Source organism: Opitutaceae bacterium, from assembly GCA_041395105.1.
In the GTDB taxonomy this organism is placed as follows: Bacteria; Verrucomicrobiota; Verrucomicrobiia; order Opitutales; family Opitutaceae; genus B12-G4.
Map to the genome: position 1 here is coordinate 648,132 of JAWLBB010000002.1, position 13,973 is coordinate 662,104.

The 13,973-nt window shown below is 61.5% G+C and carries 17 protein-coding genes; 3 read left to right on the forward strand and 14 right to left on the reverse strand.

What is annotated here, in order from left to right; all coding sequences use genetic code 11:
- The first annotated feature begins 178 nt into the window (after positions 1-178).
- Entirely contained in the window at positions 179-820 is a 642-nt protein-coding gene (locus R3F07_09515) for an ATP-dependent Clp protease proteolytic subunit (GenBank protein MEZ5276605.1), read from the forward strand.
- Between the two features lie 67 nt (positions 821-887).
- A complete protein-coding gene (locus tag R3F07_09520) occupies positions 888-1,550 on the forward strand; it encodes a DUF1573 domain-containing protein (GenBank protein MEZ5276606.1) in 663 nt (220 codons plus the stop codon).
- A gap of 84 nt (positions 1,551-1,634) precedes the next feature.
- Here the strand turns inward: R3F07_09520 and R3F07_09525 are convergent, their stop codons facing one another.
- The 12 genes from R3F07_09525 to aroB all read right to left on the reverse strand — a co-directional run bounded on the left by R3F07_09525 (position 1,635) and on the right by aroB (position 11,166).
- Entirely contained in the window at positions 1,635-3,188 is a 1,554-nt protein-coding gene (locus R3F07_09525; GenBank protein MEZ5276607.1) for a TIGR03790 family protein, read from the reverse strand.
- Between the two features lie 188 nt (positions 3,189-3,376).
- Positions 3,377-3,733, reverse strand: a complete 357-nt coding sequence (locus tag R3F07_09530; protein ID MEZ5276608.1) for a DUF190 domain-containing protein — start codon at positions 3,731-3,733, stop codon at positions 3,377-3,379.
- Positions 3,734-3,875: 142 nt separating this feature from the next.
- Positions 3,876-4,214, reverse strand: coding sequence for a DUF190 domain-containing protein (locus R3F07_09535; protein MEZ5276609.1), 339 nt, complete (start codon positions 4,212-4,214; stop codon positions 3,876-3,878).
- A gap of 17 nt (positions 4,215-4,231) precedes the next feature.
- A complete protein-coding gene (gene crcB / locus R3F07_09540; protein ID MEZ5276610.1) occupies positions 4,232-4,603 on the reverse strand; it encodes a fluoride efflux transporter CrcB in 372 nt (123 codons plus the stop codon).
- 43 nt (positions 4,604-4,646) lie between these two features.
- Entirely contained in the window at positions 4,647-5,669 is a 1,023-nt protein-coding gene (locus tag R3F07_09545) for an N-acetylmuramoyl-L-alanine amidase (GenBank protein MEZ5276611.1), read from the reverse strand.
- 59 nt (positions 5,670-5,728) lie between these two features.
- Positions 5,729-6,406 carry a translation initiation factor IF-3 gene (gene infC / locus R3F07_09550; GenBank protein MEZ5276612.1) on the reverse strand — a complete coding sequence of 226 codons (678 nt, stop codon included), beginning with the start codon at positions 6,404-6,406 and terminating at the stop codon, positions 5,729-5,731.
- Positions 6,407-6,643: 237 nt separating this feature from the next.
- Positions 6,644-7,015 carry an iron-sulfur cluster assembly accessory protein gene (locus R3F07_09555; protein MEZ5276613.1) on the reverse strand — a complete coding sequence of 124 codons (372 nt, stop codon included), beginning with the start codon at positions 7,013-7,015 and terminating at the stop codon, positions 6,644-6,646.
- Positions 7,016-7,257: 242 nt separating this feature from the next.
- A complete protein-coding gene (locus R3F07_09560; GenBank protein ID MEZ5276614.1) occupies positions 7,258-7,632 on the reverse strand; it encodes a metallopeptidase family protein in 375 nt (124 codons plus the stop codon).
- A 19-nt stretch (positions 7,633-7,651) separates the two neighbouring features.
- Positions 7,652-8,644, reverse strand: a complete 993-nt coding sequence (gene pdxA, locus R3F07_09565) for a 4-hydroxythreonine-4-phosphate dehydrogenase PdxA (GenBank protein ID MEZ5276615.1) — start codon at positions 8,642-8,644, stop codon at positions 7,652-7,654.
- Complete coding sequence (lpxA, locus tag R3F07_09570) at positions 8,641-9,462, reverse strand: acyl-ACP--UDP-N-acetylglucosamine O-acyltransferase (protein MEZ5276616.1); 822 nt, start codon at positions 9,460-9,462, stop codon at positions 8,641-8,643. The genes pdxA and lpxA overlap by 4 nt, the downstream gene beginning before the upstream one ends.
- A gap of 5 nt (positions 9,463-9,467) precedes the next feature.
- Positions 9,468-10,094, reverse strand: coding sequence for a hypothetical protein (locus tag R3F07_09575; protein ID MEZ5276617.1), 627 nt, complete (start codon positions 10,092-10,094; stop codon positions 9,468-9,470).
- Position 10,095: 1 nt separating this feature from the next.
- A complete protein-coding gene (aroB, locus tag R3F07_09580; protein MEZ5276618.1) occupies positions 10,096-11,166 on the reverse strand; it encodes a 3-dehydroquinate synthase in 1,071 nt (356 codons plus the stop codon).
- Between the two features lie 162 nt (positions 11,167-11,328).
- On the opposite strand from aroB, the gene R3F07_09585 reads away from it, so the two are divergent.
- The gene (locus R3F07_09585) at positions 11,329-11,877 is read left to right on the forward strand and encodes a YceI family protein (GenBank protein ID MEZ5276619.1); all 549 of its coding nucleotides are present in this window, start codon (positions 11,329-11,331) and stop codon (positions 11,875-11,877) included.
- 60 nt (positions 11,878-11,937) lie between these two features.
- On the opposite strand, the gene R3F07_09590 is transcribed toward R3F07_09585, so the two are convergent.
- Positions 11,938-13,521, reverse strand: coding sequence for an NAD(P)/FAD-dependent oxidoreductase (locus R3F07_09590; protein ID MEZ5276620.1), 1,584 nt, complete (start codon positions 13,519-13,521; stop codon positions 11,938-11,940).
- Positions 13,522-13,597: 76 nt separating this feature from the next.
- A complete protein-coding gene (locus R3F07_09595; GenBank protein MEZ5276621.1) occupies positions 13,598-13,966 on the reverse strand; it encodes a VOC family protein in 369 nt (122 codons plus the stop codon).
- Between the last annotated feature and the right edge of the window lie 7 nt (positions 13,967-13,973).

Here is a 13,973-nt window from a genome sequence, read left to right on the forward strand (position 1 = left end):
GGGTCGAAGTGTTACCCTGCTTCCGGAACGCCGACAAAGCGGCGTTGCTCCATGACTTCCCGTCGAACGCCTTGGAAGGTTGTCACATCTGGAAAAATCCACCTGCAAATGTATGACAGTGCCGAATTCATTCTCCTGCTGACTTGCGCTCAGCCTCACTTTCTCCAACGTCTAAACCGTGCATTTCACCAATCTCAAGTCACCCGCCATGACGGCAACCGCTCCCAGATTTGACGAAGACGACGATTCCCCGGCGAAGACGCCCGGCGCTTTCAGCGTTTCCGCAATGGTCCAGAGGAAGTTTCTCGAACAGCGGAAAGTCTTCATCTGGGGCGAAGTCAACACCGAGTCCGCCCAGGATCTTGTCGAAAAGTTCCTCTACCTGGAAGCCGTCGATCCCGGCAAACCGATCACGTTCTACATTGATACGCCGGGTGGTTCCATCACCGACGGCATGGCCATCTACGATACCATCAAGCTGATCAGTTCCCCGGTCACCGCCGTCGTCACCGGAATGGCCGCCAGTATGGGCTCGATCCTTCTCTGCGCGTCTCCCAAGGGCAGTCGTCTTGTTTTCCCCCACTCCCGGGTTCTCATCCATCAGCCCCTGATCAGCGGCCGCATGGTTGCCCCGGCGGTCGACATCAACATCCAGGCACTCGAGATGGAGCGGCTGCGTCAGGAACTCAACCGCATCCTGTCCGAAGCGTCCGGGCAGTCCCTCGAGAAGATCATCAAGGATACCGACCGCGATTTCTACCTGACCGCGCAGGAAGCGATCGACTACGGACTGGCAGACAGGATTGTTGAGAAGCTTTAGGCGTCAATCCGGAAGATCCGTTCTCCCGGATTGCCAATTGGGCCGTCCATGATTTCCTGATAGCGCAATGGGACCCTTACGCCTCTGGATATTAACGCTGGCCGTTTCAGCACTCGGATCGCTCAGCGCGTCCGCCCTTGAATGGGCCACGACCCGGATTTCGGTTGAAGCTGCTCCCGAGCAGGAATCGTTCGAGGGAGTCTTCGCTTTCACCAACACAGGTGACAAGACCGTGACCATCGACTCGGTCCGGTCGAGTTGCGGCTGCACCGTTCCCGCATTGACCAAGCACGAGTACGCGCCGGGCGAGAGCGGCGAAATCAAGGCCGTCTTCACCTTCGGAACCAGGACCGGGCCCCAGCGAAAGACGATCGCCGTGATGACCGACGAGCAGGGAGCGGAGCGCGTCGATCTGGTGCTTGAGGTCTCGATTCCATCCCTGATCGAGGTCAATCCCTTCTTCGTCTTCTGGCGAAAAGGCGACTCCCCGATCGAGGCCAAGACAATCGAGGTGAGGGTTTCCGATCCCACCCTGATCGCCCCGGTTTCCGTGGAATCTCCCTCCGAGTCCTTTGCCACCGAGTTGCGACCCACGGACGACCCCGCCGTCTTCCAATTGGCCATCACCCCCCTCTCCACCGAGACGGCCGGGAATACCCATTTCCTGATCAAGACGAATTACCCGCCGAACAACCCGCGGGTCATCCGCGTCTACGCCGGAATTCGCTGACCGCGAGCGGGAGAAGAGCGGGATCGGTGGACCGAAGGGCCTGATCCCGCTTTTCCGGGAATCCACTTTCTCAAGGAGGATCCCTCATTCTACGCCGACGGGCCCCAATCGCTCGTCAAGCACCTGTTGCCAACCGTCCTGATCCACCGTCGCCCGGCGGAGGTTCTCCCCGACCGTGATGGCCTCAAGTCGCCGACCGTTGCGATTCAGCCAATCCAGGATCTCGAGTCCCAGTCCCCACTCATCCGGGCGAAGCTCACCTGAGGCTGAGACGACCAGATCCTCAATTCGGGAGTCATCCGGGGAATCCTCCCTTTCCAGGACCCGCCGGTAGGCCAGGGCCAGACCGAGCGTTCCCCTTTCCGATGCGGCCCCATCGAGCAAACGATCCGCCTCCCGTCTGTTTCCGTCCTTCTCCAGAAGATTCGCCTGCCGCAACACAAGATACTGGGCCCCCACTGTGGCGGCATCCCTCTTTGCCCACTGGTCGTCAAAACGCCGGAGAAATGGTCGGTAGAGCGGATCGCCCACCAGAATGGCCTGCCAGCTCTGCCCCGGGAGAGCATACCACGCCGCTTCCCCGGCGGTTCCGCCCGATTCAAGTTTTTCGAAAAAGAGCCCCAGGTTGTGGGTCAACTGCAGGTAAGGTTCATAGACATTGCCGACCGTAACGGCCACCCCTGAGCGGACCAGCGATGAAACCCACCCATGCCTCAAGCTGCCTGCGGAAAAGCTGTAGATATGGACCGCCACCGCACCCGGAGCGAAGGAAAACCCCCGATTGAGAAAGGGACCGGTCACCCTGCTGTTGTGCCATCCGAAATAGAGACAGGCCGCATCCATCCGGTCGGTCAGCCCCATCACCTCTTTCGTGGTTTCCCGGTCGAGGTCGAATCCCAGTGCGTCGATCCGGTCCGCGATCGAAGCCATCCAGAGATCCCCTTGCCTGTGGGGTCCCCCCATGTCGATGTAGGTCCGGCCGATCAATCCATGTGCCTCGCCGGCAAGTGCACTGTCGATCATCCGCCGGACTGAGGCCGGGTCCGGACCATCCAGCCGCGCCACCCGGATGACGGATGCCATTCGCGAGGCTGTTGGCTCTTTCTGCCGGTAGAGCGGATTGGTGATCACCCCGGTGGTCGGCGGAGATGACCGGGTGAGGAGCGACAACTCGGAATCGACCGCGGCCCGGTTGGTCAGGTAGCGGGGCGGCAGATCCGCCCCCTCCGCCTTGAGCAGTTCCGGATCGTTGTCAATCCGGAGCGGGACACCGCGACAGGTCACCAGATAGGCGATCCGGTGCCCCTTCAGTTCAATCAGGCCCCGGCCGGCCTGGTCGAAACCACCGGGATCATCGGCACCGATCCAGCCTTCCTCCATCAGTCGCTCCCGCAGTGGATTGAAGAGCTCTGCGACGAATTGTGTCCAGCTGATCGTCGATTCTGCCGGCAGGGGCACCGCAATCAGATTCGCCTCAGGGATACCCCTCTTTTCCGCATAATAACGGGCCAAAGCGATCGATTCCCCATCCAGACTGTTCGCGAGAACCACGACATTCTCCGCATCGGGAGCATCCGCCGCCCATCCCGCCGATGTGAGCCCGGCGAGGAGAATGGCAAGGGAAATCGAATGGACCACTCCGGGATAGCGCCAAGGCGATCGCTTCTTGTCTTTGGGCCAGGTGCGAATGGCGAAACCTAACCCGCCGGCAAGGTTCCCGGCAATCCCGTATTGACCCTCAGCCGCTGCTCACGCGCAGCGAGCTCCACGCCTGCGCACCGCCACGCGGCGCCGCTCTGCCGCGTTTGACGAAAGACTTCCAGGATTCAGTGCGCCGTCTCGAGTTCCGGTGTCGGGGAGCTGTGGTGGACGATCAATACATCCTCAATCGTGGCCAATCCTCCCTGAACCGACTCTTCGATCAGGGGCAACATCCGCCGGATCTTCTCCTCCGTATCCGTGATCTCAATCACCACCGGATCGTCCGTTGACACCCGGTAGATCTCGTTGCGGTGAAGCCGACCGCTACCTCCGTAGCCCATGACCCCTTTGGTCACGGTGGCACCGGCCAAGCCAAACTCCCGCGCCTTGACTACGATCCACTCATAAAGCGGGATCGGTCCATGATGATCATGTTCGCCGACCACAATCCGGAGACGCTTCGCCTGTTCGGGTAACTCCATAATATTAGCGTTTGTTATGTTTGAGGTTTCCCAGATATAGATAAACTTATACATAAACTTCTGGAAAGCAACCGAATCTACGACCTCCATCACGGATATAAGGCGAGAGAACGCCGACTATTGAGTGAGGTGATAGGACGACTCAGGGCACCCGACCGTGATAATGGATCACCTGCACATCTTCGATCGTGGCGAGCCCACCACTCAGGTTTTCTTCAATGAAGGGGAGGATGCGTTCCATCCGCTCCTCCGTGTCGTTGATCTCAATCACCACCGGCTGATCGCTGGACAGCCTGAGAATCTTGGCCGTGTGAAGGTGGCTGCTCGCTCCGAATCCCATCATTCCCCGGGTGACCGTCGCACCGGCCAGTCCCAGTTCGCGGGCTTTCAGGACGATCGCTTCATAAAAAGGCCGCCCGTGGAGCTGGTCGCTCTCGCCGATCAGGATGCGCAATCGTTTGGCCCGGTCCCTGAGTTCCATAGTCCACCTGTCTCTCTCTACTGCCCCACCTTATAGCCGATCAGGACGAAGAGCAAGCAGAGCGCCGTCGTCCCGACGACATTCCCCGCCGCCGGCCACCACTCGCCATCCTGAACAAGCCGGAGAGTCTGCAGGCTGAACGACGAAAAGGTGGTGAATCCTCCCAAAAACCCCAGCATGAGGAACTGGCGCATCTCCGGGCTCCCGATCCACCGTTGTGAATCCGAAAGGGCCGCCAGGAGTCCAATCAGGAACGAGCCGACCACGTTGACTGTGATGGTGCCCCAAGGGAAGGTCTGCCCCACGCGGGAGGCAATCCATCCGGAGATCAGATAGCGCAGCATCCCCCCCAGGCCGCTTCCCAATCCGATCCACAACGCGAGTCTCATGGCCAACCAGAAGAACAGCCGATCGGACCGGGATCAAAAACAATCATGAACGCTCCGGGTTCAATCGCGCGGCCTGGGCGACGACCGACTCAGCCAGCATCTGGGCCAGCTCCGCCCGGAATTCCGGGGAGGAAACCCGGGAGGCTTCCCCAGGATGGGTGAGAAAGGCCGACTCGACCAGTATTCCCGGGCAGGACAGGTCGCGGAGCACAACGAATCGAGCCTGCTTGAGCCCGCGATCAACCGTCCCGAACGCCCGAACCAACCGGCGCTGTACTTCAAACCCGAAGGCGGCGTTCGCCCCATCCCAGCGATTGCCCGGCTGGGCCGGCTCGTCACCGTCGTAGGGCAATTCGCTCCCGGTGGAGGCCTGGCCCGCCTTCGAGAGAACGTAGGTTTCGGTTCCCGACACGGCGGCGTTGCCGGTCGCGTTGAAATGGATACTGAGGAAGAGATCCGCCCCGTTCGCCCGTTGCGGCCTCTCCTTCAGGGGCACATAGGAGTCATCGGTCCGTGTCATGATCACGGCAAAACCCCGGTGACGCAGGGCCGCTTCCAACCGGCGGGCGACATCGAGAGTCAGGTCTTTTTCCTGCAGGCCGAGCGCGGCATTCTTCGTTCCACTGTCCGTCCCGCCGTGCCCGGCGTCCACCGCTATCGTGCGGATCGGTCCCGGAACTTCGATTCCGCCTCCTCCGAGGATCGGCAGAAGCTGACGCTCGACATCACTGCGGGCGAAGGTCAGATGGCCGCCTTCCGCAAGTGGCGGCTCGCCCAGAAAAACCCTGAGCCCATTGATGATGCATTCACGGCGTCCGACCTCCGCCTCCAGGGAACCCGCCGGTCCGTTCATCGCCAGCCGGGACTCCGCAATAACCCAGCTCTCGGTCAGGCCCATTCGGGCGGCCACGGCGTCGCTGCGGATCCGCTGCCCTGCCTCGTTCCCGACCTGAGCCGGCGGCGGCGCAGCCGGAGGCAGGGGCATCGCCTGCCTCGCGGTGGTGCAGCCGCCCAGTCCAGTCAGAATCAATCCGAGCCCCCATTGAAGGCATCGTACGAAACCCATCCTCCCATCCACCCGGACCATCGGAGATCACCAGATCGGGTCTCGACCGGCCCGCGAGCTCAGGAATTCCCGTCGGCAGAGGAATCCTCATCCGAGGAGTCCTCGTCATCGACGTCCGGAGGGGGTGGCGGCAGTCTCTCGCCCTTGTCCGAGACATTATAGATCAGCTTCCGCTTGTTCACCGGCAGGGGGGACATCATCACAATGATGTTCCGCCCCATCAGACGCGGCTCGTTGTCCGCCGATCCGATATGGGCCAGGTCCTTGATCGCACGGCGGATCGTGTCGTATCCAAGATCCTGATGCGCCATTTCCCGCCCACGGAAGAAGAGGGTCAATTTGACCTTGTTGCCCTTGTCGAGGAACTCCTCGGCATGGCGGAGCTTGGTCAGAAAGTCGTGCTGCTCGATCCGGACCCGGAACTTGACCTCCTTGACCTTCGAGCCGGTCGACTTGCTTTCCTTCGACTTCTTCTGCTGCTCGTAGACATACTTGCCGAAGTCCATGATCCGGCAGACCGGCGGCCGGGCCTGCGCGGCCACCTCGACCAGGTCGAGACCCGCACGCTGCGCCAGTTGGTAGGCCTCGGCCGACGACATCAGGCCGAGCTGGCCTCCATCCGGTCCGATGACCCGGACCTCGGATGCCCGAATCCGCTGATTGCGCCGGATATTGAAAAACGGATCGCGGTTTCTGTTGCGAAAATACGAGCCTCGGCCCGAGGGTGATCTAGCCATTCAGTCTATTTTGGGATTTCGTTTGATAAGGTCCGACCACCGTTCTGCATCGAAGCCGAAGGCGTTTCAATCCTTTTCGCGGAGCAAAAAAAGGAGTCAAGAGGGGACGGCGCCAAGAAAAACCACAATTCCGATCTTCCGCATTTGTGCAGCCACCTCGCTGTGTCGAGGTGCCCAACCGCGGCCAACACGGCGGCAAAGCGGCGTGGCTGCAATTCGAAACGCCCCCAAACCTGGTCAAAGGCTGAAACTCTCCCCACACGAACAACTGGCTTTTGCATTCGGGTTGGAAAACTTGAATCCGCCGGCCACCAGGGCATCGGAATAGTCGAGAACCGTTCCCTTGAGGTAAAGGGCACTCTTGGAGTCAACCAGGACCGTGACTCCTTCAAAACCAACCGCGATATCGCCTTGGCGGGGACTGTCGACAAACCGCATTTTGTAGGACAATCCGTTACAACCTCCACCACTGATGCCGACCCTTAGGTACTCTCCGTTTTCCTCACGCGCCCGCAGAGCCGCCACTTTGTGGACAGCGGCGTCCGTCAACCGGATCAGACGGGAATCACCAAGCCGGACACCTTCCGGCAACTCGATCAGCGCAGACATTGTTTCCGGACTATCGGCCTGAACGCGGTCATTTCAAGCCCGGATCCCGATTAGCAGGATTCCCGGAGTCGGTTGGGCGCGTGTCCGGAAGCCCTGCCCGGTCCCCGTTGCGAGTGAAATGGAGGCGGGGACGTGACTTGCTTGCCTCGGCGTCGGCAGGCCAGGAGGGGCCGCGCCTCTCCAAGGGCGAATCGACATTCCGGAGCCCGCGGATCCCTATTCCCAATCCCCCATCCACCACACTAGAGTCCGCGTTCTTCCACATCTTCTTCATCCAGGCCGAGGTAGTGGCCCAGTTCATGGAGAAAGGTCAGGGCCACCTCCTCGCAGTAGACAGACTCATCTTCGCCTGCGTAATCCCAGATATTCTCGAGAAAAAGCAGTATCTGGGCGGGAAGCGGATCGCTCACCTCGGACATTCCGTAGGGCATCCCGACAAAGAGTCCGAGCAGATCGTCGCCACCCAACTCCTCCGCCAACGCGCTCGACGGGCGCGACTCATAGCTGACGGGCAGGGCCGAAGCCGGACCGCGCAAAGCGCCGGGAAGGCGCCGCAGGACCGCCGCCGTCTCCCGCCGGGCCAGACCCTCGATCCGTTGCCGGAGTTTCGGATTCATGACTGTCACAAGCCTTCGCTCAGCACCCGGGAGCCCGGGACTGCCGCCGATAGCCGACCAGGCGTTTCGCCACCCGGACGGCATTGGCCATACTCTCGAAGCGGGCGAGACCTTTGCCTGCGATCCCGAACGCAGTGCCATGATCCGGGCTGGTCCGGACATACGGAAGCCCGAGGGTCACGTTGACCGAGCTATCAAAATCGACCGCCTTGAGCGGGGCCAGCCCCTGGTCATGATAGAGCGCCACGATCGCATCATACTCCCCGGCCAGCATCCGGGCAAACACCGTATCCCCGGGCTGGGCCGGGCCAACCAGCAGCCCGTCAGCTGCGATCCTCTCCAGCAATGGATTGATCCAATCCCTTTCCTCACCCCCGAGCAGACCGCCTTCACCGGCGTGCGGATTCAGTCCACAGACCACCAGTCTGGGCCGGTCGACCCCATCCGCTCTCGCCAGATCATGAACTGCCCGGACGGTCCGCTCCAGCTTCTCCGGGTTCAGCGCCTTCGGCACCTCACTCAAAGGAAGATGCCAGGTTGCGAGAGCCACCCGCAGGCGACCGCCCGTGAAGGCCATCACCGGCTCCCCTCCCCAGGACGAGGCGAAGAATTCGGTCTGCCCGGGATGCTTGAACCCCACCTGCGCAAGGGCAGCCTTCGAAATCGGCCCGGTCACCACCGCGTCAATCGTTCCCCTTCGGCAGGCCTCGGCTGCCGCCCGAAGCGCCTCCCAGGCAATTGAGGCGCCCTGGGGATCCGGGTGTCCGGAAATCGGATGGTAATCAACCGGTCCGATTCCATGCCCGGGATGACCGTGCATCTCCTCAACCCGTCGCGTCCACTCAGTCGGACCAAACAGCCTCAACCGCCCCGGAAAGTCAGGCGACGACGCCAGCCAGCTCTCCACCACCTCCGGCCCGATACCGGCCGGATCCCCCGAAGTTACTCCGATAACAGGCCATGCCTCCATCGTCGGCTGCTCCTCCGGCCCGGCTTCTCCAGCCGCCTTCATTCGCCCACCCGTTCCCGACGAGGCCGGGCAAAGCCACGCTTTCCTTCCCCAAAGAAGGAGAGAAAACGTCCGGCCTCTTCCGTCCTGAACCGGTTCTCTGCCATGGCCTGGCCCGCCCGGTCCGCCGGTTTCCCTTCGGCATAGACATGGCGAAGGGCTTCCTTCAGCTCGATGATTGCCTCCCTCGAGACCCCCCGCCGCCGCAGCCCGACCAGATTGAGACCGACCACGTCATTGCGATCCACCACAATGAGAAACGAGGGCAGATCCATTGTGATCGAGGCATGCCCGGCCAGCATGACGGATTCCCCGATCCGGCAGAATTGATGAACCGCCGCCGCACCGCCGATGAAGGTATGGGCACCTACGGAGACGTGACCGCCAAGAAGAACGCCGTTTGCCAGGATGGCCTTGTCGCCGATCCGGCAGTCGTGACCGGCGTGCGACCCGGCCATGAAAAGACACTCGCTGCCGATCTCCGTGTAACCACCCGCCCGGGTCGCCCGGCTGATGGTGACTGACTCACGGATGACCGTGCCGCCACCGATCCGGACCCCGGAAGACAGGGTTCGATCGAAATGGAGATCCTGGGGCAGCCCGCCGATCACCGAAAAGCTGTCCACCTCCACCCGATCACCAAGGATGGTCCCCGAACGCAGAATGGCATGGGCGGAGAGCCGGCACCCCGCGCCGATCGTCACGTCTGCCTCAACCACCGCACCCGGACCGATCACCGCGCCGGCACCGATCCGCACGCCGGCCGCAACCACCGCCGACGGATGTATCTTCGATTCTGCGTTTTCGCCCCCGTTTTCCATCAAAGTCAACGGCGGCGCGCGTCTTCCTTCGTTGAAAAGAGATCCAACTGGGTGTCCTTCAGCAGGTCATAGTTTTTCAGAATTCGCATCACCTGGAGGGTGTCGGATTTGCCATAGCTGCGATTGATCTCGATGCGATCCAGCAAGTCCAGCAACATCGAACGGAAGGAAATGATCCCGTCCACCCCACGGTCCTGGAGCAGGGCCACGCTCTGCCCGCGGTAAGGCTCCTGGGTCGGCAGGCCGGGGGTGACCAGGATCTTCAGCATCTCGTCGTCGGGATCGGCATCGAGCGTCTCGACCGCGAACAATCGATTGGCCTCCTTCTGAACCTGTTCCTCGAGGAATCGGAATATCTCCGGGCTGCTCCGAATGGTCGCCGGGTTGAAACGGCCCGTATGCCAGCCTTTGACCGCAACCATGCCGCGATGGATATAGGGCAGCTCGCTGGGGAACAGGAAGAAATCAGGCTTCCGGCCGCTTTTCACGTAGGTCGGATTGTAGACGATCAGGTCGATCTCCTCGTCGCTCGTCTTCTTCCGGGACTGCACCTGGTACTTGCGGACCTGCCGGACCAGGAATCCATTCTGTTCGAAATACTCGCGGACTATCTCTTCGTCGATGGCAGACATTTCAGATCGCTCCCAATTGTCTCCATGTTTCCGCGACAAGGTCAACGCCAACCCCATCGCGGGTCACTGCCGCTCCCATCGCCTCGAGCACCACAAAACGGGGCAGACCCGACCTCACCTTCTTGTCCCGCTGCATGGCGTGTATCAGTTCGCCGGAGCCGAGAGGTTTCCGCAGCCGGATGGGCAGGTGGTGTTTCTCCAGAACCGCCTCCACCCGGGCCACCTGGTCGGCGGGGATCAGCCCGAGTTTGACCGAAAGGAGAGTCGCCGCCACCAGACCCACGGCGATGGCCTCCCCGTGCAGGTAGCTGCCGTAACCCGCGGTGCGCTCAATGGCGTGACCGAAGGTGTGACCGAGGTTGAGCAACGCCCTTCCCCCGCTCGCCGCCAATTCCCGTTCATCCTCCTTGACGATCCGGGCCTTGGCCGCACAGCAACGCCGGATGATGTCCCCGAGTGTCGGAGAAACCGCCGCAAGCGCGGCGCCTCCTTCCAGTTCCTCCAGCAGCGCCTCGTCCCCAAGCATCCCGTACTTGATCACCTCGGCCATCCCGGCGGAAAACTCACGGGCGGGCAGGGTGCCCAGGGTGTTCATTCCGATAAAGACATGGAGCGGTTGATGAAAGGCGCCCACCAGGTTCTTGCCGGCACCCAGGTTGATCCCCGTCTTCCCCCCGACCGAACTGTCCACCATGGCCAGCAAGGTCGTCGGTACCTGGATGAACTCGATCCCGCGGAGAAAAGTGGCGGCGGCAAAGCCCGCCAGATCCCCCACCACTCCGCCACCGACGGCAATCACCCTGCCTCCACGGTCCAGCCGGTTCTCGGCCAGGAAATCCAGCACCTTCCCGTAAATCTCCAGCGACTTTGAGTTCTCCCCCGAGGGCACCGCAATCCGGGGCAGGTCGGCCCCGAGTGAATCCAACAGCGCGGCCTGGCTCACTGCGACATTCACATCGGTCACCAGAGCCAACCGGCGCTGTTCGCCACGGATCAAGTCCACCATGCGCCGCAGGGATGGTCCGGCATCCGGGACAATCTCGATCGAATAACTCCGATCGCCAAGTTCCACCTGCAAGGATTCAGCTGTCTGCACACCCCATTTCAGCCGCCCGCGGCGCGGCGGTCAATGCCGGGGTGAGACGATCGATCGTCATGGATCGACATCGCCGGGATTTGTCCCATGCTTCCCGTCAAGGGATCACCTTCCCGCCGCCGATTTCCCGTCACCCCCATGAAGACCCGGACGCTGCTCGCTCTCTTCCTCGCCCTGACCGTCGCTCGGGTCCTGCCCGGACGCGAACTGATCATCGACGAAGACCGCAGTTACATTCGATTCGCTGTCGCCGCAACCGGGCACCATGTGGAGGGTCACGTCATTTCGTTTCAGGCCGAGATCGACCTCGACTCCGGTCAGGATTTTCCCCGATCCGCCACCCTGCGCTTCGCCGCCCGCCAGCTGACCACCGAGCACGAGGAACGCGATGCCGAGATGTACAAATGGCTGGAAGTGGACAAATACCCGAACGTGATCTTCAAGATGGACGCCCTCGAGGGGCGTGGCTCAACCCGGGTCGCCCACGGTTCCCTCACCTTTCACGGCGTCACCCGCAGCATCGATATTCCGGTCACCCTCAGCTCAGTCGGACCCGTCATCACCCTGACCGGTGAAACCGAGGTCAACACCCGCAGTTTCCGGCTGAGCCAGTTTCGTCGTGCTCTGGTCATGACCGTTTCCGAGGACGTCGCAATCACCTTCACTCTCGTCGGGCGTCTGGAGTGAACCGGCGACGGGCGGCCGAGCGGAGGGAACCCGGGAGGAGAGTCGTCCCCCGCAGGCTCTTCAGATCGGGCCGAGGACCTTCATGGCCGCATTGTGACCGGGAATCCCGCTGACGGCACCGCCCCTTCGGGCCCCTGATCCACACAGGAACACCTTCCCGAATCCGGTTTCCACGCCCCAGGTTCCCGCCTCATCCGCATCCTCGGCAAACGGCCAGGTCAACGCGTTGTGGAAAATATTCCCTCTTGGCAGATGGATTTCCCGCTCCAGATCCAGCGGACTCTTGATCTCGATACAGGGATCGCCATCAGCGTCCTCCGCCATGCAATCCTGGATCGGTTCATCCATGTATTGATTGATGCCGGACAGATACCTATCCAGCACTTCCGAGCGGAGCCTGGCATTGTCCTTTTCGAAAACGGAGTAGGGCATATCCAGGCCGAACAGGGTCAATGCGTGATACCCGTGCTCGTTCAGCCAATCCGAAAGGATCGAGTTGTCGGTGATGCTGTGACAATACATTTCACCTGCGGGCCTTTCAGCCAGCCGGCCGGCGGCGGCCTTGCGGTAATTCTCCGTCATCCGGTCGTAGCCTTCGTCGATATGGAAGGTCCCGCCAAAAGCATCCACCGCGCTGACGGTGCGCGACCGCAGTCGAGGCAGCCGCTTCAGCAGCATGTTGATCTTGACCACCGAACCTTCATCGATCGCGCGCAGGGGTGCCGGTGCTTTCCCGAGCAGTCGGTCCAGGACCGTCGGCGCCGCATTGCACAAGACATACCTCGCCTCGACCAAACGACTCCCCTTCCCGGTCTCGAATGCGACAACCGGATTCCGGTCATCGACATGGACCCGGTCCACCCTTGCCGAGGACGCAATCTCGACACCGTGTTCGCGGGCGACCGCTTCGAGCGATCGGGTCAGGGCACCCAAGCCCCCGACCGGAACACACCATTCCCCGGTTCCCCTTCCGATGATATGGTAGAGATAGGTCAGGTTCTGAATCAGGGAAGGATCGTGCGGGTGGGTGGAGACGCCGATTTTGGCATCGGTAAAGAGAACGCCCCTGACCAGATCGTTCGAGATGTGTTTCTCAATCACCCTCCCGATCGGATGCTCAATACAGGCATCCCAGGCCAAACGTTCCTTCCGATTGAGGCCCGCCACGAGGTCGGTCTTGAGCCGGAGGGGTTCGAGCAGGGTCGGCCAGAGCACTTTGGCCAGCGACGACTGCAATTCCTGCAACTTCAGGTAACCGTCATAATCCGCGGCACCGCCCGGCAGACTCAGAAAGGATTCGCGGGTTCTCGTGGTCGAGGTGTTGCTGACCAGCAATTCTGTGAGTTCCCCGCCATCGAGCAACGGCGTGTAGGAGGCGATATTCCGTGACTTCAGCCGAAGATCCAGACCCAGGTCGTCGACGATCTTGCGGGGAAAGAGACTCACCAGATAGGAATAGACGGAGAGGTTGGCATCGACGCCGCAGAACGGACGGGACGACTGGGTGGCCCCTCCGATGCACGGGTTGCGCTCAAGCACGAGGACGGACAGACCGGCCCGCCCTAGGTAGGCGGCGGCCACCAGTCCATTGTGACCGGCACCGATGATGACGGCATCATAGCGTGGTTTGATTCCTGACCTCATCGAGTCAACGAACGGGACCGGAATTGCCCGCGGTATCCGGCGCAACCTCGACCCATCCTCGCCGGGACGTTCAATTCTAGGCTGATTTCCTCTTGTGCAGGATCACCGTGTTGCCATCGGGATCGGAGACCATGATCATGTGGCAGACCGGGGTCTCGAACGGCCCCATCCGGATCGGCGTGTCTGCCGCCCTGATGGCGGCGACAGCTTCATCAAAATCGGAAACCTCAAGAGCGACTGAGCAACCGTCCGCCGACGGCTTCCAGCCCGGAGCACAGCCGATGGCCAGGGTGCCGCCACCGATATCGTAATCAACCCATCGACCCTCGCCACCCAAATCAACCTCCACGGAGCAGGTCAGACCGAGAACGCCTTCGTAGAAGGTGCGGGCCTTGGAAACATCGAGCACTGGGTAGGTGGAGAAAGCGATTTCGGTGATCTTCATGATACCC

Excerpts from the sequence above, each read along its gene's own strand:
- R3F07_09520 (MEZ5276606.1), top strand. The coding sequence starts at position 888 with ATGGGACCCTTACGCCTCTGGATATTAACGCTGGCCGTTTCAGCACTC.
- R3F07_09530 (MEZ5276608.1), bottom strand. The coding sequence starts at position 3,733 with ATGGAGTTACCCGAACAGGCGAAGCGTCTCCGGATTGTGGTCGGCGAA.
- R3F07_09535 (MEZ5276609.1), bottom strand. The coding sequence starts at position 4,214 with ATGGAACTCAGGGACCGGGCCAAACGATTGCGCATCCTGATCGGCGAG.
- crcB (MEZ5276610.1), bottom strand. The coding sequence starts at position 4,603 with ATGAGACTCGCGTTGTGGATCGGATTGGGAAGCGGCCTGGGGGGGATG.
- R3F07_09545 (MEZ5276611.1), bottom strand. The coding sequence starts at position 5,669 with ATGGGTTTCGTACGATGCCTTCAATGGGGGCTCGGATTGATTCTGACT.
- infC (MEZ5276612.1), bottom strand. The coding sequence starts at position 6,406 with ATGGCTAGATCACCCTCGGGCCGAGGCTCGTATTTTCGCAACAGAAAC.
- R3F07_09555 (MEZ5276613.1), bottom strand. The coding sequence starts at position 7,015 with ATGTCTGCGCTGATCGAGTTGCCGGAAGGTGTCCGGCTTGGTGATTCC.
- R3F07_09560 (MEZ5276614.1), bottom strand. The coding sequence starts at position 7,632 with ATGAATCCGAAACTCCGGCAACGGATCGAGGGTCTGGCCCGGCGGGAG.
- pdxA (MEZ5276615.1), bottom strand. The coding sequence starts at position 8,644 with ATGAAGGCGGCTGGAGAAGCCGGGCCGGAGGAGCAGCCGACGATGGAG.
- lpxA (MEZ5276616.1), bottom strand. The coding sequence starts at position 9,462 with ATGGAAAACGGGGGCGAAAACGCAGAATCGAAGATACATCCGTCGGCG.
- R3F07_09575 (MEZ5276617.1), bottom strand. The coding sequence starts at position 10,094 with ATGTCTGCCATCGACGAAGAGATAGTCCGCGAGTATTTCGAACAGAAT.
- R3F07_09585 (MEZ5276619.1), top strand. The coding sequence starts at position 11,329 with ATGAAGACCCGGACGCTGCTCGCTCTCTTCCTCGCCCTGACCGTCGCT.
- R3F07_09590 (MEZ5276620.1), bottom strand. The coding sequence starts at position 13,521 with ATGAGGTCAGGAATCAAACCACGCTATGATGCCGTCATCATCGGTGCC.
- R3F07_09595 (MEZ5276621.1), bottom strand. The coding sequence starts at position 13,966 with ATGAAGATCACCGAAATCGCTTTCTCCACCTACCCAGTGCTCGATGTT.